The following is a 20,321-nucleotide window of genomic DNA, read 5'->3' on the forward strand; positions in this document are numbered from 1 at the left end:
TCGCGTGCTCGCGAGCCGCGGCCCGCTGGGTTAGCCTCGGGCTCACGGCGACAGCGGATCTCCCGCGGCCCGAAGGGGCGGCGTGGCACTGACAGCACGACGACACCGGCGCGGATGGACCGCCGTCGTCGCCCTGTCGATGGTGCTCAGCGGATGCACCCTCACCGGTACCACCGCAGCCTCCACTCCCACGCCGTCGGCGACACCGACAGCGTCAGCCACTCCCACCCCCACTGTCGAAGCACCCGAACTGGCAGAAGGAACGGTCGTCGCAACCGGAGCGCTTGCCGGCGACGACCGGGTTTCCGGTGAAGCGGAGGTGAGGGTCACCGAGGTGGGGACGTTCGAACTCCACCTGATCGACTTCCGCGCCGACCATAGCGGCGAGATCTCCGTGGGTTGGTCGCCACGTGTGGTCGAACCAGGCACACCGTGCACGAGTTCGATCATGACTCTGGACTACGGCAACATCTCGGAGCACCCCTCACTCGTATTTCCCGTCATGAGCGACTTCACCCGCGGCGACCCGAGCTTTCTCCGCACCGTGCTCATCACGCTCTACGACGAAGTCGCTTTCGCGAAAGGCTGCTACATCTCGGTGCTGTCGAGCGCCGTCCTCACCTGGACCCTGCCCGACATGCGCCCGGGACTCGTCGTGGAGGATTCCGGCCGCACCGGTGGGGCATCCGGCATCGTGACGATCGTCGACGGCGAACCCCGCAACTACACCGTCGCCCCGAACGATCTCATCGCCGAAGTCACGGCGCGGCTGGGCATCACCATCGACGACCTCTTCTACCTCAACCCGACGACCATCGCCGGCTCGCACATGCTGCAGGCCGGCGATGTGCTCAACCTCAGCAAGGCACACCGCTAAAACCCGGCGACGGATGCGACGCGTCGCTCAGTCGACGAGCGGCCGGCTCCCCACCTGCTCCTCGAACATCCGCGTATAGGTCCCGTCCAGGGCGAGCAGTTCCGTGTGCGTGCCCTGCTCCGCGATCCGGCCTCCCTCGATCACGAAGATCACATCGGCCTGCACGATCGTCGAGAGCCGGTGCGCGATCGCGATGGTGGTCCGGCCAGCGGATGCCGCCTCCAGCGCCCGCTGGACGACCCGCTCCGAGATCGTGTCGAGAGCGCTCGTCGCCTCGTCGAGCACGAGCACGGCGGGGTCCTTGAGCAGCACGCGGGCGATCGCGATGCGCTGCTTCTCGCCACCGGACAGGCGGTAGCCCCGTTCGCCGACGACGGTCTCGTAGCCCTGCTCGAACGTCATGATGGTGTCGTGGATGTTCGCCCCGCGCGCCGCCGCCTCGAGTTCGGAGTCAGTGGCATCCGGTTTCGCGTACCGGAGGTTGTCGGCAATCGTCGCGTGAAAGAGATAGGTCTCCTGGCTCACGATCCCGATGTGCGAGACGAGCGACTCCGCCTCCAGGTCGCGCACGTCGGTGCCCGCGAAGAGCACCCGCCCGCCGGTCGCATCGTAGAACCGGGGAACGAGGTACGAGACCGTGGTCTTTCCCGCCCCGCTCGGGCCGACGAACGCCGCGAACTGGCCGGGCTCGATCGAGAACGACACGCGGTCCAGGGTCGGCCGTGACTCCTCGGTCGCGTCGGGGTACCGGAACGAGACCTCGTCGAAGGTGACACTGCCGAGGCGACCCCGGGCCTCGGTCACGGGCACGGCGCCGGGGCGATCCGCGATCGACGGCTTCAGGTCGAGGTACTCGAAGATGCGGGCGAAGAGAGCACCGGATGTCTGCAGGTCCAGACCCACGCGCATCAGCGCCATCAGCGGGAAGAGCAGCCGCGACTGCACAGTGGTGAAGGCGACGATGGCGCCGGCCGTGATGTCGGGGGCGCCGCCGACCATGAGGAACCCGGCAACGAGGTAGACGATGGCGGGGATCGACGAGAGGAAGATGTTCACCATCGCGAAGAACCACTGGCCGCTCATCGTCTGTTTGACCTGCAGCCCGACCTGCTCGGTGTTGGCGTCGGAGTAGCGGTCGATCTCGGCCGGCTGCTGGTTGAAGCTCTTCGACAGGAGCACGCCGGAGACGCTCAGCGTCTCCTGGGTGATCGCGGTCATGTCCGAGAGCGATTCCTGCGTCTTCGTCGCGATTCTCGCACGCACCTGCCCGACACGGCGCTGCGCAATCACGAGGATCGGCATCAGCACGAGGGCGACGATCGTCAGCTGCCAGTTGATGAGCACCATGGCGACGAACGCCGCGAGCACCGTCACCGTGTTGCCGAGCACACTCGCGATGGTGTTGCTCAGCGCCCCGGCGACGCCGCCGACATCGTTCTGCAGCCGTGACTGGATCACCCCCGTCTTGGTCCGGGTGAAGAAACTCAGCTCCATCGCCTGCAACCGGCGGAACAACGCCACCCGCAGCTGCCCCATCACCGTGTTGCCGACGGTCGCCGTGAGCCAGGTCTGCCAGACACCGAGGCCGGTGGCGAGCACGTAGATCAGGATCATCACGCCGACGATCTGCGCGAGGGCAGGAAGGTTCGGGCCGCCGCTCTCCGGGAACAGACCAACGTCGAACGCCCGCTCGACGAGCAGGGGCGGGATGACACTCAGTGCCGCCCCGATCAGCACGAGCGCGACCGTCAGGCTGATCTTCGCGCGGTGCGGCTGGAACAGGGCGGCAATCCGGCCGAAGAGGTGAGGGATTCGCGGCGCTTCAGCGTTGACGGCGCGCTGGGCTTCCTCGTCGCCGCCGCCGCGCATCCGCCCGCCGCCGCCACCACCGCGGCCACCGCCGCCCCCATGCATACTCATGGATTCACCCTAACCCCGGCATCCAACCGAGGATGCCGGGGGTCGGGCACGTACGCACGCCCCCAGCGAACACCTACCCCTTCGTGGCCCCGGCGAGGAGTCCTCGCACGAAGTAGCGCTGCAGGCTGAAGAACACGATCAGCGGAATGACGAGCGACACGAACGCCGCCGCCGTCAGTCGCTCCCAGTCCTGGCCCCGGGTACCGGTGAGTTCAGCCAGCCTCTGGGTCAGCGGCGCGACATCCTGCGTGCCGCCCGAGAAGATCAACGCGACGAGGAGGTCGTTCCAGACCCACAGGAACTGGAAGATGGCCACCGACGCGATCGCGGGAAGTGCCAGCGGCAGCACGATCCGGAAGAAGATCTGCCCGGGGCTGGCGCCGTCCACTCGAGCCGCTTCAATGACCTCACCCGGGATCTCCGAGATGAAGTTGTGCAGCAGGAAGATGATGAGCGGAAGCCCGAACATCGTGTGGGCGATCCAGACCGGGAGGTAGTTCTGCTCGGGGATCATCGGGATGACATCGTGCATGGTGTCCTGCAGCGGGCGCAGGAACGTGGTGAACATCTGCAGAACGGGCAGCAGCGCCATCTGCAACGGCACGATCTGGAGGGCGAAGATGAGGATGAACAACACGCTCGATCCCTTGAACTTCATCCAGGCGAAGGCGTACGCCGCCATCGCCCCGAGGATCAGCGGGAACAGCGTGGCCGGAATCGCGATCGCCAGCGAGTTGACGAAGTACGCGCCCAGCTGCGGCGAGGACTGCGAACTCGACAGCAGCACGTCCCGGTAGTTATCCAGCGTGAAACCCGGGTTCTGGAAGATGGTCCACCACCCGCTCGACTGAATGAGCTCAGCCGGCCGGAATGACGAAACGAACAGACCGAAGGTGGGGATCGTCCAGATCACCGCGATGATCAGGGCGGCGATGGTGGCGCCTCGAGAGGTCAGCCGGCGCTTGACGCGTTTCGCCTTGGTACCGGTTTCGGCACCGGCACCCTGCGCAAGACGATCGCCGGTGGCGGTGTCGACTGTTGTTGGAACGATTGGTGTCGTGCTCATCGGATTTCCCTCTGCTTCCGCATGACCCGGATGTTGTAGATGACGATGGGCAGGACGAGGATGAACAGCACGAGTGCGAGCGCGGAGCCGCGCCCTGGTTCAGCCGCCCGGAACGCCTGGGTGTACATCTCGTTGGCAATGACGCTCGTGTCGAAGTTTCCCGCGGTCATCGTTCGAACGATGTCGAAGACTTTGAGCGTTGCGATGGAGATCGTGGTGATCACCACGACGAGTGAACCGCGGATGCCGGGAAGCGTAACGTTGGTGAACCTCTCCCACGCATTGGTCCCGTCGATCTCCGCCGCTTCGAGTTGTTCCGTCGGGATCGCCTTGATCGCCGCGGAGAGAACGACCATCGCGAATCCGGTCTGGATCCAGATCATCACGACGATGAGGAGGAAGGTGTTGATGGGCGAGGTCTGCAACCACTGCACAGGCTCGCCACCGAACCAGACCACGATCTGGTTGAGCAAACCGATCTGTTCGTCGCCGGACTGCCGGTAGTCGTAGATGAACTTCCAGATGATTCCGGCGCCGACCATGGAGATTGCCATGGGCATGAAGACGAGTGCCTTGTAGAACTTCTCGCCTCTGGACTTGTCGATGAAGACGGCGTACGCGAGTCCCACCACGGTGGAGATTGCAGGAACCAGAAGGACCCAGATGACCGTGTTGAGAAGCGTATTCAGGATGGCCGGTTGTGTGAACATCCACACAAAGTTGTCGATCCCGTTGAAGTCGCCCTTGTTGTTCGTGAAGGCAAGGAGGCTCGTGCGAATGGCCGGGTAGATCAGCCCGAGGAAGACGAGGAGAAATGCCGGAGCGAGGAAGACAAGGAGCTGGGCCCAGTCTTTTCCGCGTTTGGGCGCCCGGTCGAGGAAGAAGAACAGGAGGCCGATGACGGCGGCGAAGATCGCGAGGCCACCCACTACCTGGATTATTTTGCCGATGAGGTCAGCGGTCGTCATGGAACTACGCCTTTCGGGAGTGGGAAAGGCGGGGCAGCCGCTGAAGGCTGCCCCGCCCTCGTCGGGTCAGCTAGCTTGCGGGCCAGCTGGATTCGATAGCATCCACAGTCTCCTGCGTGCTGTCGCCGGAGACCCAGGCAACGATGCCCTTCCAGAAGGAATCGGATCCCACTGCAGCCGGCATGAGGTCCGAGCCGTCGAATCGGAAGACCGTGTCTTCGGCCTGCAGGAGTTCAATGCTCTGCTTGAGCACCTCACTCGATCCGTTCTCGGGGTCGAGGCCCTTGTTCGCGCTGATGACGCCGCCGAGCTTGGCGCGGGCGTTGGCCCACGTGTCGCTCGAGAAGAACGCACGCAGGGCTTCGACTTCTTCAGCCTCGGTGAAGGCAACGGGGAAGTTTCCAGCACCGGTGACCTGGAGTTCTCCACCTTCTTCGACGGGCGGGAGGATGAACGCGAAGACGTCACCGTCGGGGCTCACCTCGGTGCCCTCCGGGAAGAAGCCTTCGTAGAACGACGCCTGGTGGTGGAGTGAGCACTCACCGTCGAGAATCGGCAGGCCTCCGTCGCCGAACTCGGTGGAGATCTCGCTGGACACGTCGCCAAGACCACCGTTGACATAGTCAGGGTTCTTGATGATGTCGCCTACAGCGTCGAAGGCTTCGACGATCTGAGGGTCGTTGAAGGGGATCTGGTGAGTGACCCACTGGTCGTAGACCTCGGGTCCGCCCTGGCGGAGCACGTAGTCCTCGATCCAGTCAGTTCCCGGCCAACCCGTTGCGTCTCCGGATCCCAGGCCGACGCACCAGGGCTTGTGGTCGCCCTCTGCCGCGATGGTCTCCGACAGCTCGTTCAGTTCTGCGAGGGTGGCAGGCACTTCGTAGCCCTTTTCCTCGAACTCGGCCGGCGAATACCAGATGAAACCCTTGACGCTGCCTTCCATGGGGGCCGCGTAGAACGTTCCGTCATAGGTGCCGTACGCCTTCCAGTCCTCGGAGAAGAACTCATCGGCGTTGGCCTCGACGGCCTCTGAGGCCGGCTTGAGCCAGCCCCCCTCGGCGAGACGAGCAAGCAGGCCAGGCTGGGAGACGAGACCGACATCCGGCGCGTTGCCCGCTTCGGCGAGAACGGCGATCTGTGCCTCGAACTCTTTCGTGCCTTGATAGGTCGCGTCGATGCCCGTGCAGGTTTCGAAGTCCGCGAACGACTCGACGAGCCGGTCAGCTTCGGCGTCCACGATCGTTCCTCCGATCGTGACCTCCGGGTTGTCGTCGAAGGTGCCGTACGCCTCGTAGTCCGAGCAGTCCGTGTCTGCTTTGTCCTCTGCGGCGATGTCACCGGTGCAACCGGTGAGGACCAGGCCGAGCATGCTCGCCGCTGCCAGCGGCACGAGCACCCGGCGATGGGTTTTAAAGCTCATCTGTGTGTCTCCTCGTTGAGTGTGATCGCGAGGCGTGGTGTTCGCCTCAGCGCTGCAGGTGCGTTCCGGGCCCGTAGGGAACCGGTTCCATGCAAAAGTTACGGCACGCCACCAAGATGCACAAGCGCGCGGACATAACGAATGCGGCCCACTAAGGTACCCAATGGCGTCGGTCTTCAACAGTGGACTGGCGCATGAACTCCCCCGCGCGGCACGAATTGTGTAATCGGTTCCATACGGACCGGTCTTGGCGCTATCCTTCTGTCCAGAGATGCCCGGCACAGCAGGCCGGGCTCGCCCCCAGTGTCGGGAGGCCAACCGTGGGCAGTGCAATCGCAGACGTCGCTGCGCGGGCGGGTGTGTCCAAAGCGACAGCGTCGAGAGCCCTTTCCGGCAAGGGATATGTCGCCACAGCCACACGCCAGCGGGTTGTGGATGCGGCGAAGGAGATCGGTTTCGTGGCCTCGCCCAACGCGGCCAGCCTCGTCACCGGGCGAACGAAGAACATCGGCGTCGTCATCCCGTTCATCAGCCACTGGTTCTTCGGCGCAATCCTCGAGGGCATCGAAGAAGCCCTGTTGGGGCGCGGCTACGACATGACCCTCTACAACCTCCGACCCGGCTCGGTCGACCGCGATCGAGTTTTCGACTTCTTCCTCGCCCGCAAGCGGTTCGATGGCGTCATCGCGATCGGAGTCGAACCCACAGCCGAGGAGGCGGGTCGCCTGCTGCGACTGGGAATCCCGATGATCAGCATCGGCGCACCGGTCGCCGGCATCCGTTCCCTGACCATCGACGACGTTCGGGCCGCACGCCTGGCCACCGAACACCTGCTGGGGCTGGGGCACCGCAACATCATGCACATCGGCGGGGTGATCACGGGCGACGACGACCAGACCGTCAACGGCCAGCGCCTCACCGGCTACCGACAGGCAATGGTGGCCGCCGGCCTGGGTGGGGAGATGCGCGCCGCCCAGGCCGTAATGAGCGTGCCGGGTGGCTACGATGCGGGAACGCATGCGCTCAGCGACCCCACACTGAGACCGACGGCGGTGTTCGCCGCCTGTGACGAAGTCGCGATCGGTGTGATGATCGCGGCGCGTCGAATCGGCATCCGCGTGCCTGACGACCTGTCGGTGATCGGCATCGACGGCCACGACTACGCCGAGATGTTCTCACTCACCACCATCGAGCAGAAACCGCGGTTGCAGGGCCAGTCGGCGGTGACCGACCTTCTCGAGGCCGTGAGCGGAGAACCCGCCGCCGTAGAGGTCGTGGAGATGCCGGCGCGCCTGGTGGTGCGGGCGAGCACGGCACCCGCCAGGATCAGAGCGGATGCCGTCTGACCGCGGGCGACAGCATCCGTCAACGCCGAAGGGCGCCATCCCCGGAAAGGGATGACGCCCACGTTCGACTACCGAATCGGTAGCGCGGTCACGCTTCAAGCAGGAGCCCCGAAGGGCGCAGACTACTTGAGGGTAACGGTTGCGCCAGCCTCTTCGAGTGCAGCCTTTGCCTTCTCGGCGGTCTCCTTGTTGGCGCCCTCGAGGACGGCCTTCGGAGCACCATCGACGACGGCCTTGGCCTCGCCGAGACCCAGCGAGGTGAGCTCGCGCACGGTCTTGATGACCTGGATCTTCTTGTCGCCGACAGTCTCGAGAACGACGTCGAAGGAGTCCTTCTCTTCGACCTCTTCGACAGCGCCGCCGGCAGCAGCCGGTCCGGCAACAGCAACGGGTGCTGCGGCGGTGACCTCGAAGGTCTCCTCGAATGCCTTCACGAACTCGCTGAGTTCGATGAGCGTGAGTCCCTTGAACTGCTCAAGCAGTTCTTCAGTTGACAGCTTTGCCATGATTTTCTCCCTTAGATTTCTTTGGTCTACTCACCGCTTGCCCAGGACGAACCTAGGAAGCGGACTCCTGCTTCTCACGCAGCGCGTCGACCGTGCGAACGGCCTTCGACAGCGGTGCGTTGAACAGATATGCGGCTCCGAACAGCGAGGCCTTGAAGGCGCCGGCAAGCTTGCCGAGCAGAACTTCGCGGGACTCGAGGTCGGCGAGCTTGCCTACCTCTGCGGCGGTCAGGGGGTTACCGTCAAAGTAACCGCCCTTGATCACCAGGAGAGGGTTTGCCTTGGAAAAGTCGCGCAGGCTCTTTGCAACGGTGACAGGGTCTCCGTGCACGAATGCGACGGCCGACGGACCGACGAGCTCTTCGTCAAACGACGAAATGCCCGCGTTGTTCGCGGCAATCTTGGTCAGCGTGTTCTTCACCACGGCGTAGGTTGCGTCCGCACTGATGGACTTGCGCAGCGTCTTGAGCTGGGCAACAGTGAGGCCGCGGTACTCGGTCAGCAGAACGGCAGTCGAGCTCTGGAATTTCTCCGTGAGTTCGGCAACCGAGGCTTCCTTGTTCGCCATAGCCACTCCTTGATTAGTCTTCCTCGTACCGCGGAAGCGGCACGAGCCAAAGGGGCAGTCGGCTCAGAAATAAGAAAAGCTCCGGCGCAAGCGCACGGAGCAGTCAGAGAGAATCTCAGAAATGTTTCGTCCACCTGCGCGGGTCGTCTCAGTTGAGAACCTTCGATCGGATGCTCGCTTACGCGCGCACGCCGAAAACCTGCGGTCTTTGGTTTTGCCTTAGCTTATGGCATCCGTCGCCGCCGGACAAATCGGGCAGGCGCCTGGTTCTCACGCCAGCGGGCTGAGGTGGATCTCGGCGAGGAGCGCCGCCGGGTTGTCGTACACCGCGATGGCGCCGGCGGAGCGGAGTTCAGCGGACGACGAGCCGCCGCAGAGGAGGCCGATGGTGCGGACCCCGGCGCGGGACGCCGCGATGCAGTCCCAGACGGTGTCGCCCACGAAGACGGCGTCGTCCGGCCCGACTCCGGCTTTGTCGAGCGCGACGTTCACGATCGACGGGTCGGGTTTGGCCACGTCGACATCGTCGGCGTTCGTGCTGGCGTCGATCGAGTCGTTGGCGTCGAGGGCGTCGGTGAGGAGTGCGAGTTCGTCCTCCGGCGCGGATGTCGCCAGGACGACGGTTCGACCCTGCCGTTTCAGCGCGCTCAACAATTCCCGTGCGCCGGTGAGCGGTCGCAGCCGGGAGGCAAGGGCTTTGTAGAAGGTCGAGTGGAGTTCCTTGGCGCGTTCGCCCAGCTCGTCTGCCCGATCGCCGAGCAGAGCGTCGAGGAGTTTCGCCGAGTCCTGGCCGATCGCGCGGTGCACGCGCCACGACTCCACGGACACGCCCAGCTCGTCGAAGGCGTGGCTCCAGGCCTCCACGTGAAGGTAGTTCGAGTCGACGAGGGTCCCGTCGACGTCGAAGAGGACGGCGCGAGGTGTTTCAGTCATGGGGATCTCCTCCTGCCCTTCGGTCTGCCGCTGGCGCGGCATTCCTCAAGGGACCGTCACGAGTGGCAGCGTGATGCGGAACTCGGTGCGTCCGGGCCCGGACTCCACGCTCACGGTTCCCCCATGAGCGTCCACGACTCCGGCGACAATCGCAAGCCCAAGCCCGGTTCCGCCCGAGGCGCGCTGGCGCGACACGTCGCCCCGAACGAACCGTTCGAATACCGAATCGAGCACAGCCGGATCGATGCCCGGGCCGTTGTCGGTCACCGTGATCCGGGCCTGGCCGTCGATCACGCGCAGGCCCGCGACCACCCGCGTGCCGGCCGGCGTGTGCACCCGCGCGTTGCCGAGCAGGTTCGCGACGACCTGCATCAGCCGTTGCGAATCGCCCTCGACCATGACCGGAGCGTCCTGCAGGTCGAGCTGCCATTCGTGGTCGGGTGACGCTGCCTGCGCGTCGCTCACCGCGGCGGTGAGCAGGGCGGAGAGTTCCACCGGGTCCTTCGCCAGCTCGCGTCCTTCGTCCAGCCGCGCGAGCAGGAGCAGGTCCTCGACGATCGCCGTCATCCGCACGGCCTCTGACTCGATCCGCCCGAGGGCGTACGTGGCGTCCTCCGGGAGCTCCTCCCCCGATCGACGGGTCAGCTCGGCGTATCCGCGAATCGATGAGAGCGGCGTGCGAAGTTCGTGGCTGGCATCCGACACGAAAGTCCGCACCTTGTTCTCCGACGCCTGGCGCGCGCCGAGGGCGGCGGCGACGTGCCCGAGCATGCGGTTGATCGATGCCCCGACCTGGCCGACCTCGGTGTGCGGGTCGGCATCGTCGTCGGAGACCCGCACGGCGAGCGCCACCTCACCGCGGTCGAGCGGCAGTTCGGACACATCGGATGCCGTCTTCGCGACCCGCTCCAGCGGACGCAGGGCGAGCCGGACGATGAGGTAGGCGGCACCGCCGGCGAGGGCGAGCACCACGAGCGAGATGCCCGCGATCCCGATGACCAGTTGACTGACGGTGAACTGGAGGTCGGCCAGGGGCAGCCCGACGATGAGGGCGCCGCCCCGGGTCTCCACGGCGGCGAGCCGGTAACTGCCGAGGTCGCCCGGCAGGTCGATCGTGACCGGGTCGGCGCCGATCTCGAGCGGGAGCAGGGCCTCGACCTGCGCCTCGGTCAGCGGAAGGAGTGTGCCGGCCTCGTCGGTGTACCCGGCGTAGCGGACCGCTCCGCCGTCGATGATGGCCCCGAGCGTGCCGGCGGACTGCCCGGGGGCGCCGATGAAATCAGGGACCGGAGGCCGGTCAGGCTGCGGAAACGAGCCGCGCGACGGTTCGTCTGCTGCGCCGGACGACCGCGATGTGGCGGCGGTCAGTTGGTTGTCGACACGCTCCAGCAGCACCGCCTGGACACTGAGGACACTGGCTGTTCCGATCACCACGGCGGCGAGGGCGAGCAGGGCCACGACGGCGAGGACGAGCTGTTTGCGCAGCGTCCATCGTGACATCCGCCTCACACCGACGCCTCGGCGGCCTTCAAGAGGTATCCCGCGCCGCGCACGGTGTGGATCATCGGCGAGCGCCCAGCGTCGATCTTTTTGCGCAGGTACGAAATGTAGATTTCGACGACGCTCGCCTTGCCCTCGAATTCGTAACTCCAGACCCGGTCGAGGATCTGGGACTTCGAGAGCACCCGGCGCGGGTTGCGCATGAGAAAGCGCAGCAGTTCGTATTCGGTCGCGGTCAGTTCGATGGGGGAACCAGCCCGTGAGACTTCGTGACTGTCTTCGTTGAGGCTGAGGTCGCCGACCGAGATGACCGGCCCGTCGGTTGCCCCGGTGAGGGTCGAGCGCCGGATCAGGCCGCGCAGGCGAGCGACCACCTCTTCGAGGCTGAACGGTTTGGTGACGTAGTCGTCACCCCCCGCGGTCAGGCCGGCGATCCGGTCGTCGAGCGCGTCCTTGGCGGTGAGGAAGAGGACGGGCACGTCGTCGCCCTCCGCCCGCAACCGATGGAGCACACTCATCCCGTCGATGTCGGGGAGCATGATGTCGAGCACGACGGCGTCTGGGCGGAACTCGCGAGCGGTGTCGAGCGCCTGCCTGCCGGTCGCCGCGGTCCGGATCTCCCATCCCTCGTACTTGAGGGCCATCTTCAGCAGGTCGGTGAGGCTCCGCTCATCGTCGACCACGAGCACGCGGATGGGATTGCCGTCGGCGCGCTTCAGGGGCACGGATGCTGCGGGTCGGGAAGACGATACGAATGAGCTCACCTTCCCAGTATCGCCATTCGCCTATGAAGAACCTATGAGGTATCTCTCCGCCTGCTGTGCGACATCGCGCAGAGAGATCTGCCGCAGGCGCTCCTCGGCGGCGCCGTCGGTGTGGTCGTCGGGCTTGCGACGATCCTCGTCATCAACGCGGCGGGCATCACCCTCGGCGCGTCCGAGTCCACGCAGGGCGGTGCGGGCGGCCCGGGCGGGCCCGGCTTCGGAGGCGCTGGTGCTGCACTCGCCGAGACGACCTACGTCGTTCTCAGCGCACCGATCACCGGCGTGGTGATCGGGCTGGCCGCAGGCATCGCTATCCTCGGCGGACTCCTCGCCGGAGCGCTCGGCGGGTGGCGTGCCGCCCGGCTGCGCCCCGCCGAAGCGCTTCGTTCGCTCTCCTGATCTCACCTCGCTCACGCAAAGGACAACCCATGTACACACTCACCGACGTCACCAAGACGTACCGCCAGGGCAAACGCACCGTCGTCGCCCTCGACTCTGTCAGCCTCGAGATTCCGGATGGCGAAATGGTGGCCATCCAGGGTCCGACCGGCGGGGGCAAATCGACCCTGCTGCAGATGCTCGGAGCGCTCGACCGGCCGACGACCGGCAGCGTCGTCCTCGGGAAGGACGACCTGGCCACGCTCCCGGACAGGAGACTCACCGGCGTGCGCGCCCAGGAGGTCGGTATCGTGTTCCAGGGTTTCAACCTGCTGCCGACGCTCACCGCCCAGGAGAACGTCGAAATGGCCCTGGTTCCGCTCGGGGTCGCCGGCGACGATCGCGCCCGGCGGGCAACCGAAGCGCTTGAGTCTGTCGGTCTCGCCGAGCGGCGGTCCCACCGGCCGAGCGAACTCTCGGGCGGCCAGCAGCAGCGCGTGGCCATCGCCCGCGCCCTCGTCAAGAACCCATCGGTGCTCCTCGCTGACGAACCGACCGGGGCCCTCGACGAGAGCACACGCGACGAGATCATGGACCTGCTGGAGACGATGTGGGCCGAGCTCGGCCTGACCCTGATCGTGGTGACCCACGACTCGGCCGTGGCCCGGAGGGCGCAGCGGCGTCTGCATCTCAAGAACGGGCGCGTCAAGGTCCTCTGACCTCCGCGAGGTGCTGCGTTTGCGGGGGTCACCGGCTGGCTGGACCCCCGCACAGCATCCTGATCACCGTTCTGGTCATCAGCCCGACATAAGGAAAACAGCACCAGATAAGGACGCCACCGCTGTGGCGTCCTTATCTCAGGGCTTTTTCCTTATCCCGCGCCGAGGCAGCCAGGGTCAGGACCCGGCGGCATCCAGCCGCGCGAACGTGCATGGCCAGCTCATGCTCGTGCCCGCCGGTCACGAGCGACGCGATGCTGAGAAAGCTGCGGGTGCGCCGGTCGAGTCCGGGCCGGGTCCAGATTTCGCCCCACGAAGGCGTTGAGGATGGCGAACAGCCGGGCGGCTTTCCTGACATCTGCCCCTCGCGCTACAACACTCGCGAAATGCTGTGTTTACCGGAGCAACTCGCGGGGGGGGGGGTCAGTCGCGCCAGGAGTGCTTCGGTGAATAGTCCAGGATGCGGCGCGCCTTGTCGATCGAGAGCAGCGTCTCGTTCGGACCCACCTCCCGGGTCACCGGCACGTCTGGGAACACCGCGGCAAGGAGTTCGGCGTTCGGTCGGTCCGACACCGTGTCTGCAGCGGCGATGATGAACCGGTCGAAGCCGACGCTCTCCAGTTCGAGCGCACGCAGAACGGCCTGGGCGCCGTCCCTCGCGTCGATGTACCCCCACAGATTCCACTTGCGGTTCCGGGCATCCTCGTCGTACGAGGGGAAGTCTGCGTAGTCTTCCGGGTCCATGACGTTCGAGAAGCGCAGAGCGACGATCTTGAGGTCCGGATGCCACCGCACGAGTTCGATCGCCATCTGCTCCTCGAGGTGCTTCACGAGGGAGTACGTGCTCTCGGGTCGGGCCGGATACTCCTCATCGACAGGGATGTACGGCGGCGGCACATCGAACGGCAACCCGAGCACGGTCTCGCTCGACGCGTACACGACGTTGCGGATGCCGGCGCGGATCGCTGCGGCGAAGACGTTGTAGGTGGCCTGCATGTTGTTCGAGAACGTCGCCACGTCGCTCGTAATCCCGGGCGCGGGAATGGCGGCGAGGTGCACGACGGCGTCGAAGCCGTCGTGCTGGTCGTCGACCCCGAGGAGGGCGTCGATGACCTGCCCGTAATCGGTGAGGTCCACGCGCACGAAGCCTCGCCCCCGCTCGCCGGCCACATCCAGGTTGATCACCTCGTGCCCCGTGTCGCGCAACTGGCTCACGACGGTTCGTCCGAGCTTGCCTGATCCTCCGGTGACTGCAATTCTCATGGCGCCAGTCTGGTCCATCCGGCGATCCGAGGGGAATGGGATTGCGCCGGGCGTGGTTGGCTTGGAGTATGCAGCTCGTCCTCTACACCTCCGCATTCTGCGCCCCGTGCGCACAGGCGCGTTCCGTGCTGGCGGATGCCGCCCGGCTGGTTCCGCAGGCGACGGTGATCGAACGCGACGTGGCACGTGAGAACGTGGTGGCCGCCGACGACGGCATCCGGATGACCCCCACGGTCGTCGTGCTCGACGACGCCGGCACCGAGGTGTTCCGTGCGGTCGGTGTTCCCACTCTCAACCAGATGCTCACGGCGGCGGCGCAGGCGCTCTGAGCATTTCCCCGTTGTGATCCGGATCGACGCCGCGTCGCAGGACGACACCGCATAAGGAGATGGCCCCGGGATAAGGATGCCGTGGCCACCGGGTCCTTATCCGGGGGCTATCTCCTTCTCCCGTGCTGACGGCATCCGCTCGCGAGAACGCGCCGAGCCGAGTGACTGGCGGGCGTGTCGCCGCCGGCGAGGCAGAATGGAGGGGTGCCTTCCACCTACCTCGACCGTCTCGTCGCCGACTCGACGGACCGGGTGGCCTGGCTCCGCGCGCGGTCCCGCGGGATCACCGCAACGGATGTCGCCCGGCTCTCCGGCCCCGCGGCGATCGACGCGGTAGCGACCGAGAAACTCGGCGGCGGCAACGGGTTTTCGGGCAACAGGTACACCGACCACGGGCGCATTCGTGAACCGGAGATCGCCAGCTGGGTGGCGGCGACCCATGGGATCGCCCCGTCATCTGCGCTGTTCCACGCCGAGATCGAGCGACGGCACCTCGCCACCCCTGACGGCCTCGCGCTGACGGCATCCGGCGCCCTTGTACTTGCCGAGATCAAGACGACGACGAAGCCCTGGCGATCGGTTCCGCGCAACTACCTCCGGCAGATCTGGTGGCAGCAGTACGTTCTCGGCGCCGAGCGCACCCTCGTGGTGTGGGAGGAACACACCAACTTCGTTCCGATCGACGACGAGCCTCGCTGCCGCTGGATCGATCGCGACGACCGTGAGATCAGCAAGCTCGTCGGCCTGGCCAACAACCTCATCGACGAACTGCACCGGCGCACGACCCGGCCGTCACGGTATCTCGTTCACGACGACCCGTACGACATCCCCTAACCAGATCTGTTTGCGACGCGGAACCGCGCTGTAACACGGTCGACTCATTGCTGGCGTTAGCTGGGGCCATGGTAACGGCAACAGGGGGAACCCATGCGTGAAGGTGTGTGGATGGCGTGGCAGACTCGGGATATGACGACGAACGCATTCCCTGACGGCGCCGCCGACGACCTCACGGTGCCCGAGACTATGCTCGCAGCGGTAATCGACGCGCCGGGGGATGCCGACACGTTCCGTCTCGATACCGTTCCGGTGCCTGCCTCGTTCACCTCGGAGTTCGTGGTCAAGGTGATCGCCGCAGGCATCAACCCCATCGACGCGAAGACCCGTTCGGGCAAGGGCGCAGCCGCCGGCCTCACCTACCCGGCCGTTCTCGGCAACGACTTCAGCGGCATCGTCGTGAAGGCGCCGTACGAGGCTCACCCCCTGTCGCCCGGCACCGAGGTCTACGGCATGGTCGGCGTGCCCCGGCTCCCCGGCACGTACGCCCAGTACATCGCCGTGTCGAGCCTCTCGGTCGCGCGCAAACCCTCCACGCTCTCCCACGTCGAAGCAGCTGGCGTGCCCCTCGCCGCGCTCACCGCGTGGGGCATGGTCGTCGACGTCGCGAAGGCGCACCAGGGACAGCGGATGCTGATCCACGCGGGAAGCGGCGGCGTGGGCCACTTCGCCGTCCAGTTCGCCCGCTATTTCGGCGCCCATGTGATCGCGACGGGCTCCGGTCGCAACCAGGACTGGCTCCGCAAACTCGGGGCCGCCGAGGTCGTCGACTACACCACGACCCGGTTCGAGGATGTGGCCACGAACATCGACGTCGTCATCGACCTCATCGGCAACGTGCAGGACGACACCGGGAGCCGCTCCCTGTCTGTGCTGAACCCCGGCGGACTCATCGTCAACGCACCGACCGGCAGCTGGCCGACGTTTATCGACGAGGCAGCCACCGCCGGCGTCCGGGCGACCACCTACAAGGTCGCTCCCGACGGCGACACGCTGTCGACCATCAGCCGGCTGCTCGAGTCCGGCGATGTGCGGGTATTCGTTGACCAGGTCTTCGACCTCGCGGACGTCTCGGCCGCGCACCGCGCCCTCGAGTCCGGCCACACCAGGGGCAAGATCGTCCTCACCGTGCCGAGCCGCTAACCGGGTCCCACCCAGCCTCGCCCGCACGAACGTGAGGTGAGAGGCGACGTTCAACAGGACGTCACTCGGTAAACTGCCCGGTTTCTCCTGTTGGGCGTTCACCACACTCGATGTGTCCTGTCGAACGGCGCGAGCGAGCGGCGGCTGGCCTGCGCTCGGCACTCCGCTGAGTTACAGGGCCCGCTCCATGACGAAGTCGTGGTGCAGTTCGGGGCCGAGGCTGAAGGTCTTCTCCCCCACGATCGAGAACCCGCTCTTCTCGTAGAAGCGCAACGCGCGCGGGTTTCGCTGGTTCACGCCGAGCCAGATCCCTGCCGCACCGGTGCTGCGGGCCGCATCGAGGGTCGCCTGCATGAGCGGCGCGGCCACACCGAGCCCGTGCGAGCCCGGAAGCACGTACACCTTGCTCAGTTCGATCGTGGGGCGGATGCCGAGAGCCGCAGCCACATCCTCGTCGGCGGTATCCGCTGTGAGAAGCATCGTGTAACCGCACAGCCCGGCGTCGTCCTCGGCCACGGTGAGGATGCGACCGGCATCCGCGAGGTAGTCCCCGAAGCGCTCGGCGGTGAGGTGGGTCGCGATGTAGTCGGCGATCGCCTCCGGCGCGCTGCCGGGTGGGCAGGCCAGCGGGAAGGTGACCTCCGCCAGGTCGGCCAGCCCCGTGGCATCCGTCGTCGTCGCTCGTCGCACAGTTACCGTCACGTCGACGAGTTTATCGGTGTTGCCGCGCGTGCCCGAGGTCACCCGTTCCGGACCCGGTCAGCCGGCGCACCGGGTGACTCCGACCGGAACGGATGACCAGGCGAACGCGAAAGGCCCCGCAGTTCAAAAACCGCGGGGCCTTTCGTTTCAGAAGGGAGAACTAGATGGAGTTGATGTCCATCGGGATGCCAGGACCGAACGTGGTCGAGACGGTGCCCTTGAGGATGTAGCGGCCCTTCGAGGAGGACGGCTTGAGGCGGTTGACCTCTTCAAGAGCCGAGTGGATGTTCTCGGTCAGCTGCTCGGGAGCGAAGGAGGCCTTGCCGACGACGAAGTGCACGTTGGAGTGCTTGTCGACGCGGAACTCGATCTTTCCACCCTTGATCTCGGAGACGGCCTTCGCGACGTCAGGCGTCACGGTGCCCGTCTTCGGGTTCGGCATGAGGCCGCGGGGTCCGAGGACCTTACCGAGACGACCGACCTTGCCCATGAGCTCCGGGGTCGAGACGGCGGAGTCGAACGAGGTGTAGCCGGCGGCCACCTTCTCGATGAGCTCGTCGCCACCGACCTCGTCAGCGCCGGCCGCGAGTGCGGCTTCTGCTGCGGGGCCCGTTGCGAAGACGATGACGCGGGCGGTCTTACCGGTGCCGTGAGGAAGAATCACGGTGCCGCGGACCATCTGGTCTGCCTTGCGGGGGTCGACGCCGAGCTTGAGGGCGACCTCAACGGTGGAGTCGAACTTGGCGGAGCCGGTCTCTTTTGCGAGAGAGACGGCTTCCTGTGCGGTGTAGACCTTGTCGGTGCCGATTTTCTCGGCGGCGGCCCGGTAGGCCTTTGACTTCTGTGCCATGTGAATTTCTCCAATTCGAGAATGTGGTCATCTGCGCCTGGCCGGCGCTGCCACTGAAATTTTGTTACCGAGGAACGCGATGCATCACCCGGGGCGGTGAGGGGTGCGGCCGCGCAAGGCGGAGCATCCGTTCACCCGAGGGCTTTACGCCTCGGTGGTGATTCCCATGGAACGGGCGGTCCCGGCGATGATCTTCGAGGCAGCCTCGATGTCGTTCGCGTTGAGGTCGGCCATCTTGACTTCCGCGATCTCGCGGACCTGGTCCTTGGTGAGCTTTGCAACCTTGACGGTGTGGGGGGTTCCTGAACCCTTGGCAACGCCTGCAGCCTTCTTGATGAGCTCAGCGGCCGGCGGGGTCTTGAGGATGAACGTGAACGAACGGTCCTCATAAACGGTGATCTCCACCGGGATGACGTTTCCGCGCTGGGCTTCGGTCTGGGCGTTGTACGCCTTGCAGAATTCCATGATGTTCACGCCGTGCTGACCCAGTGCCGGGCCGATGGGCGGGGCGGGGTTGGCGGCGCCGGCCTTGATCTGAAGTTTGATCAGACCAGTAACCTTCTTCTTCGGTGCCATGTTTCTTCCTTCTTATTGGGTTTCGAACTCCCGCCGAATGACGGATGCTCTCCCGCCGACCCGGTTGGGCCGCGGTGGGATGGGAAATCTAAAGCTTGGTGACCTGGTCGAAGCTGAGCTCGACCGGGGTCTCGCGCTCGAACAGGGAGACGAGGACGGTGAGCTTGCCGCTCTCCGGCTTGATCTCGCTGATCGAGCCGGGGAGGCCCGCGAACGAGCCTTCCTTGATCGTGATCGTCTCGCCGATCTCGAAGTCGACCTCGGCGGGGATCGAACGAGCCGTCTGGCCGCCCTTGCCTGCGCCGGACTTTGCCGGAGCAGTGTCCTTGACCTCGACGAGGCTCTTCAGCATGTTGAAGGCCTCTTCGGCGCGAAGCGGGGTCGGGTTGTGGGCGTTACCCACGAACCCGGTGACACCGGGGGTGTGGCGAACGACCGACCAGGAATCCTCGTTGAGGTCCATGCGCACGAGAACGTAGCCGGGGATCCGCACGCGGGTGACCATCTTGCGCTGGCCGTTCTTGATCTCGACGACATCTTCCATCGGAACTTCGACCTGGTAGATGAAGTCGGCGACGTCGAGCGAGCCCTTGCGCTGCTCGATGTTGGCCTTGACCTTGCGCTCGAACCCGGCGTAGGAGTGAATGACGAACCACTTGCCCGGCAGGGTGCGCAGCTCGGCGCGGAAGGCGTCGTACGGGTCGATGTCGGACGGCTCGGCGTCCTCGTCCCCGTCGATCTCTTCTTCGTCTTCGATGGCCTCTGCAGCAGCCTCGACCTCATCGGCCTGGTCGATCTCGAGTGCGTCGTCGACAACGGCGTCAGCTTCGGGATCGTTCGCCTCGGCGAGGGCGTCGAGTACGGCGTCCAGGTCTACGACGTCATTCGAATCTTCGACGTGCAGGGCCTGGTGCTCAGCGGGCTCGACCGAGTGTTGCTCGGCGGCCAGCACGTTGCCTTCCTGTGCTTCGTCGTCCTCGCTGGACTGCTCTGCGGCAGTTGCCCAGTCGACGTCGTCCAGATTTCTCTCAGACACCTAAATCTCATTCCTTTTGCTTGTGGTGTGGCCCGTGAGGCCACCGTTCGCGTTGTCGATCTTTCGATCGGATGCCGCCATCACCGTCAGGCGGCGGGCGTCCCGAAGACGAAGACGACGAGCCAGCCGAACAACTGGTCGAGGCCGTACACCAGGGCCATCATGATCACAACGAACACGAGAACGACGCCGGTGTAGCTGAACAGCTCTTTTCGAGTCGGAGTGACGACCTTCTTGAGCTCAGCAATGACCTGCTTCAGGAACAGGATGATCCCGGCAAAGGGTCCGCGCTTTGCCGCGCGATCCTTCTTTGCTGCTGCGACGATCTCCTCGTTCGGTTCGTCGATCACTTTTCGGGCCACCTGGTTACACCTTTCGTGTGTCGGTACTTCATTGAGAATTTCCTACCGACGCGCAGGGCGGACAGGACTCGAACCTGCAACCTGCGGTTTTGGAGACCGCTGCTCTACCAATTGAGCCACCGCCCTAGGACCGGGGTTTCTCCCGGTCAGGACACTGAAATCTGACGCACTTCTTCTCGCTGGCTCATCGAAATTCCGGGGAGGAAAGAAGAAAATTGGCGCAAAAAAGCTTGGCAGATTTCAACTACCTCGATAAGTGTA

Annotated in this window: 23 protein-coding genes and 1 tRNA gene; 7 read left to right on the forward strand and 17 right to left on the reverse strand. The window is 65.4% G+C overall.

The window, feature by feature from the left end; translation table 11 throughout:
• Positions 1 to 82 precede the first annotated feature (82 nt).
• Positions 83 to 877: a LysM peptidoglycan-binding domain-containing protein gene (locus tag ABIE24_RS14815; RefSeq protein ID WP_354500997.1), complete on the forward strand. Its 795-nt coding sequence runs from the start codon at positions 83 to 85 to the stop codon at positions 875 to 877.
• Positions 878 to 904: 27 nt separating this feature from the next.
• Here the strand turns inward: ABIE24_RS14815 and ABIE24_RS14820 are convergent, their stop codons facing one another.
• The 4 genes from ABIE24_RS14820 to ABIE24_RS14835 form a co-directional block, all read right to left on the reverse strand.
• On the reverse strand, positions 905 to 2,797 hold the full coding sequence (locus ABIE24_RS14820) for an ABC transporter ATP-binding protein (RefSeq protein WP_354500999.1): 1,893 nt from the start codon (positions 2,795 to 2,797) through the stop codon (positions 905 to 907).
• 73 nt (positions 2,798 to 2,870) lie between these two features.
• A complete protein-coding gene (locus ABIE24_RS14825) occupies positions 2,871 to 3,863 on the reverse strand; it encodes a carbohydrate ABC transporter permease (RefSeq protein ID WP_354501001.1) in 993 nt (330 codons plus the stop codon).
• Positions 3,860 to 4,831 (reverse strand): carbohydrate ABC transporter permease, encoded by a 972-nt coding sequence (locus tag ABIE24_RS14830; protein ID WP_354501003.1) that lies wholly within the window; start codon positions 4,829 to 4,831, stop codon positions 3,860 to 3,862. The genes ABIE24_RS14825 and ABIE24_RS14830 overlap by 4 nt, the downstream gene beginning before the upstream one ends.
• A gap of 70 nt (positions 4,832 to 4,901) precedes the next feature.
• Positions 4,902 to 6,251 carry an ABC transporter substrate-binding protein gene (locus ABIE24_RS14835; RefSeq protein WP_354501005.1) on the reverse strand — a complete coding sequence of 450 codons (1,350 nt, stop codon included), beginning with the start codon at positions 6,249 to 6,251 and terminating at the stop codon, positions 4,902 to 4,904.
• Positions 6,252 to 6,571: 320 nt separating this feature from the next.
• Here ABIE24_RS14835 and ABIE24_RS14840 point away from each other — a divergent pair, with 320 nt between their 5' ends.
• Positions 6,572 to 7,597 (forward strand): LacI family DNA-binding transcriptional regulator, encoded by a 1,026-nt coding sequence (locus ABIE24_RS14840; protein ID WP_354501007.1) that lies wholly within the window; start codon positions 6,572 to 6,574, stop codon positions 7,595 to 7,597.
• Between the two features lie 122 nt (positions 7,598 to 7,719).
• Here ABIE24_RS14840 and rplL read toward each other — a convergent pair whose 3' ends face one another.
• The 5 genes from rplL to ABIE24_RS14865 form a co-directional block, all read right to left on the reverse strand.
• Positions 7,720 to 8,103, reverse strand: a complete 384-nt coding sequence (gene rplL / locus ABIE24_RS14845; protein ID WP_354501009.1) for a 50S ribosomal protein L7/L12 — start codon at positions 8,101 to 8,103, stop codon at positions 7,720 to 7,722.
• Between the two features lie 52 nt (positions 8,104 to 8,155).
• A complete protein-coding gene (gene rplJ / locus ABIE24_RS14850; protein ID WP_354501011.1) occupies positions 8,156 to 8,671 on the reverse strand; it encodes a 50S ribosomal protein L10 in 516 nt (171 codons plus the stop codon).
• Positions 8,672 to 8,941: 270 nt separating this feature from the next.
• A complete protein-coding gene (locus ABIE24_RS14855) occupies positions 8,942 to 9,604 on the reverse strand; it encodes an HAD family hydrolase (RefSeq protein ID WP_354501013.1) in 663 nt (220 codons plus the stop codon).
• 45 nt (positions 9,605 to 9,649) lie between these two features.
• Positions 9,650 to 11,104, reverse strand: coding sequence for a sensor histidine kinase (locus ABIE24_RS14860; RefSeq protein WP_354501015.1), 1,455 nt, complete (start codon positions 11,102 to 11,104; stop codon positions 9,650 to 9,652).
• A gap of 5 nt (positions 11,105 to 11,109) precedes the next feature.
• Positions 11,110 to 11,868 (reverse strand): response regulator transcription factor, encoded by a 759-nt coding sequence (locus tag ABIE24_RS14865; protein WP_354501017.1) that lies wholly within the window; start codon positions 11,866 to 11,868, stop codon positions 11,110 to 11,112.
• Between the two features lie 111 nt (positions 11,869 to 11,979).
• On the opposite strand from ABIE24_RS14865, the gene ABIE24_RS14870 reads away from it, so the two are divergent.
• Positions 11,980 to 12,267 (forward strand): hypothetical protein, encoded by a 288-nt coding sequence (locus ABIE24_RS14870; protein ID WP_354501019.1) that lies wholly within the window; start codon positions 11,980 to 11,982, stop codon positions 12,265 to 12,267.
• Positions 12,268 to 12,296: 29 nt separating this feature from the next.
• A complete protein-coding gene (locus ABIE24_RS14875; RefSeq protein ID WP_354501021.1) occupies positions 12,297 to 12,965 on the forward strand; it encodes an ABC transporter ATP-binding protein in 669 nt (222 codons plus the stop codon).
• A gap of 133 nt (positions 12,966 to 13,098) precedes the next feature.
• On the opposite strand, the gene ABIE24_RS14880 is transcribed toward ABIE24_RS14875, so the two are convergent.
• Positions 13,099 to 13,323 carry a carboxymuconolactone decarboxylase family protein gene (locus ABIE24_RS14880; RefSeq protein ID WP_354501023.1) on the reverse strand — a complete coding sequence of 75 codons (225 nt, stop codon included), beginning with the start codon at positions 13,321 to 13,323 and terminating at the stop codon, positions 13,099 to 13,101.
• A gap of 65 nt (positions 13,324 to 13,388) precedes the next feature.
• Positions 13,389 to 14,228, reverse strand: coding sequence for an NAD-dependent epimerase/dehydratase family protein (locus ABIE24_RS14885; RefSeq protein WP_354501025.1), 840 nt, complete (start codon positions 14,226 to 14,228; stop codon positions 13,389 to 13,391).
• Positions 14,229 to 14,296: 68 nt separating this feature from the next.
• On the opposite strand from ABIE24_RS14885, the gene ABIE24_RS14890 reads away from it, so the two are divergent.
• From ABIE24_RS14890 to ABIE24_RS14900, 3 genes are all read left to right on the forward strand, one after another.
• A complete protein-coding gene (locus ABIE24_RS14890; RefSeq protein ID WP_354501027.1) occupies positions 14,297 to 14,557 on the forward strand; it encodes a thioredoxin family protein in 261 nt (86 codons plus the stop codon).
• A gap of 204 nt (positions 14,558 to 14,761) precedes the next feature.
• On the forward strand, positions 14,762 to 15,391 hold the full coding sequence (locus tag ABIE24_RS14895) for a YqaJ viral recombinase family protein (protein WP_354501029.1): 630 nt from the start codon (positions 14,762 to 14,764) through the stop codon (positions 15,389 to 15,391).
• Between the two features lie 132 nt (positions 15,392 to 15,523).
• The gene (locus ABIE24_RS14900; RefSeq protein ID WP_354501031.1) at positions 15,524 to 16,534 is read left to right on the forward strand and encodes an NADP-dependent oxidoreductase; all 1,011 of its coding nucleotides are present in this window, start codon (positions 15,524 to 15,526) and stop codon (positions 16,532 to 16,534) included.
• A 171-nt stretch (positions 16,535 to 16,705) separates the two neighbouring features.
• Here ABIE24_RS14900 and ABIE24_RS14905 read toward each other — a convergent pair whose 3' ends face one another.
• From ABIE24_RS14905 to ABIE24_RS14930, 6 genes are all read right to left on the reverse strand, one after another.
• Complete coding sequence (locus ABIE24_RS14905; RefSeq protein WP_354501033.1) at positions 16,706 to 17,236, reverse strand: GNAT family N-acetyltransferase; 531 nt, start codon at positions 17,234 to 17,236, stop codon at positions 16,706 to 16,708.
• A gap of 160 nt (positions 17,237 to 17,396) precedes the next feature.
• Complete coding sequence (rplA, locus tag ABIE24_RS14910; RefSeq protein WP_354501035.1) at positions 17,397 to 18,086, reverse strand: 50S ribosomal protein L1; 690 nt, start codon at positions 18,084 to 18,086, stop codon at positions 17,397 to 17,399.
• A gap of 144 nt (positions 18,087 to 18,230) precedes the next feature.
• Positions 18,231 to 18,662, reverse strand: a complete 432-nt coding sequence (gene rplK, locus ABIE24_RS14915; protein WP_121674022.1) for a 50S ribosomal protein L11 — start codon at positions 18,660 to 18,662, stop codon at positions 18,231 to 18,233.
• Between the two features lie 88 nt (positions 18,663 to 18,750).
• On the reverse strand, positions 18,751 to 19,698 hold the full coding sequence (nusG, locus tag ABIE24_RS14920) for a transcription termination/antitermination protein NusG (protein ID WP_354501038.1): 948 nt from the start codon (positions 19,696 to 19,698) through the stop codon (positions 18,751 to 18,753).
• Positions 19,699 to 19,784: 86 nt separating this feature from the next.
• Positions 19,785 to 20,060 carry a preprotein translocase subunit SecE gene (secE, locus tag ABIE24_RS14925; RefSeq protein WP_354501040.1) on the reverse strand — a complete coding sequence of 92 codons (276 nt, stop codon included), beginning with the start codon at positions 20,058 to 20,060 and terminating at the stop codon, positions 19,785 to 19,787.
• 53 nt (positions 20,061 to 20,113) lie between these two features.
• Positions 20,114 to 20,186: transfer RNA gene (locus tag ABIE24_RS14930), tRNA-Trp, on the reverse strand.
• Positions 20,187 to 20,321 lie beyond the last annotated feature (135 nt).

This window comes from Mycetocola sp. 2940, assembly GCF_040548835.1.
Lineage (GTDB): Bacteria > Actinomycetota > Actinomycetes > Actinomycetales > Microbacteriaceae > Mycetocola_A.

Excerpts from the sequence above, each read along its gene's own strand:
- ABIE24_RS14820 (WP_354500999.1), bottom strand. The coding sequence starts at position 2,797 with ATGAGTATGCATGGGGGCGGCGGTGGCCGCGGTGGTGGCGGCGGCGGG.
- ABIE24_RS14825 (WP_354501001.1), bottom strand. The coding sequence starts at position 3,863 with ATGAGCACGACACCAATCGTTCCAACAACAGTCGACACCGCCACCGGC.
- ABIE24_RS14830 (WP_354501003.1), bottom strand. The coding sequence starts at position 4,831 with ATGACGACCGCTGACCTCATCGGCAAAATAATCCAGGTAGTGGGTGGC.
- ABIE24_RS14835 (WP_354501005.1), bottom strand. The coding sequence starts at position 6,251 with ATGAGCTTTAAAACCCATCGCCGGGTGCTCGTGCCGCTGGCAGCGGCG.
- rplL (WP_354501009.1), bottom strand. The coding sequence starts at position 8,103 with ATGGCAAAGCTGTCAACTGAAGAACTGCTTGAGCAGTTCAAGGGACTC.
- rplJ (WP_354501011.1), bottom strand. The coding sequence starts at position 8,671 with ATGGCGAACAAGGAAGCCTCGGTTGCCGAACTCACGGAGAAATTCCAG.
- ABIE24_RS14855 (WP_354501013.1), bottom strand. The coding sequence starts at position 9,604 with ATGACTGAAACACCTCGCGCCGTCCTCTTCGACGTCGACGGGACCCTC.
- ABIE24_RS14860 (WP_354501015.1), bottom strand. The coding sequence starts at position 11,104 with ATGTCACGATGGACGCTGCGCAAACAGCTCGTCCTCGCCGTCGTGGCC.
- ABIE24_RS14875 (WP_354501021.1), top strand. The coding sequence starts at position 12,297 with ATGTACACACTCACCGACGTCACCAAGACGTACCGCCAGGGCAAACGC.
- ABIE24_RS14880 (WP_354501023.1), bottom strand. The coding sequence starts at position 13,323 with ATGTCAGGAAAGCCGCCCGGCTGTTCGCCATCCTCAACGCCTTCGTGG.
- ABIE24_RS14885 (WP_354501025.1), bottom strand. The coding sequence starts at position 14,228 with ATGAGAATTGCAGTCACCGGAGGATCAGGCAAGCTCGGACGAACCGTC.
- ABIE24_RS14890 (WP_354501027.1), top strand. The coding sequence starts at position 14,297 with ATGCAGCTCGTCCTCTACACCTCCGCATTCTGCGCCCCGTGCGCACAG.
- ABIE24_RS14900 (WP_354501031.1), top strand. The coding sequence starts at position 15,524 with ATGACGACGAACGCATTCCCTGACGGCGCCGCCGACGACCTCACGGTG.
- rplA (WP_354501035.1), bottom strand. The coding sequence starts at position 18,086 with ATGGCACAGAAGTCAAAGGCCTACCGGGCCGCCGCCGAGAAAATCGGC.
- rplK (WP_121674022.1), bottom strand. The coding sequence starts at position 18,662 with ATGGCACCGAAGAAGAAGGTTACTGGTCTGATCAAACTTCAGATCAAG.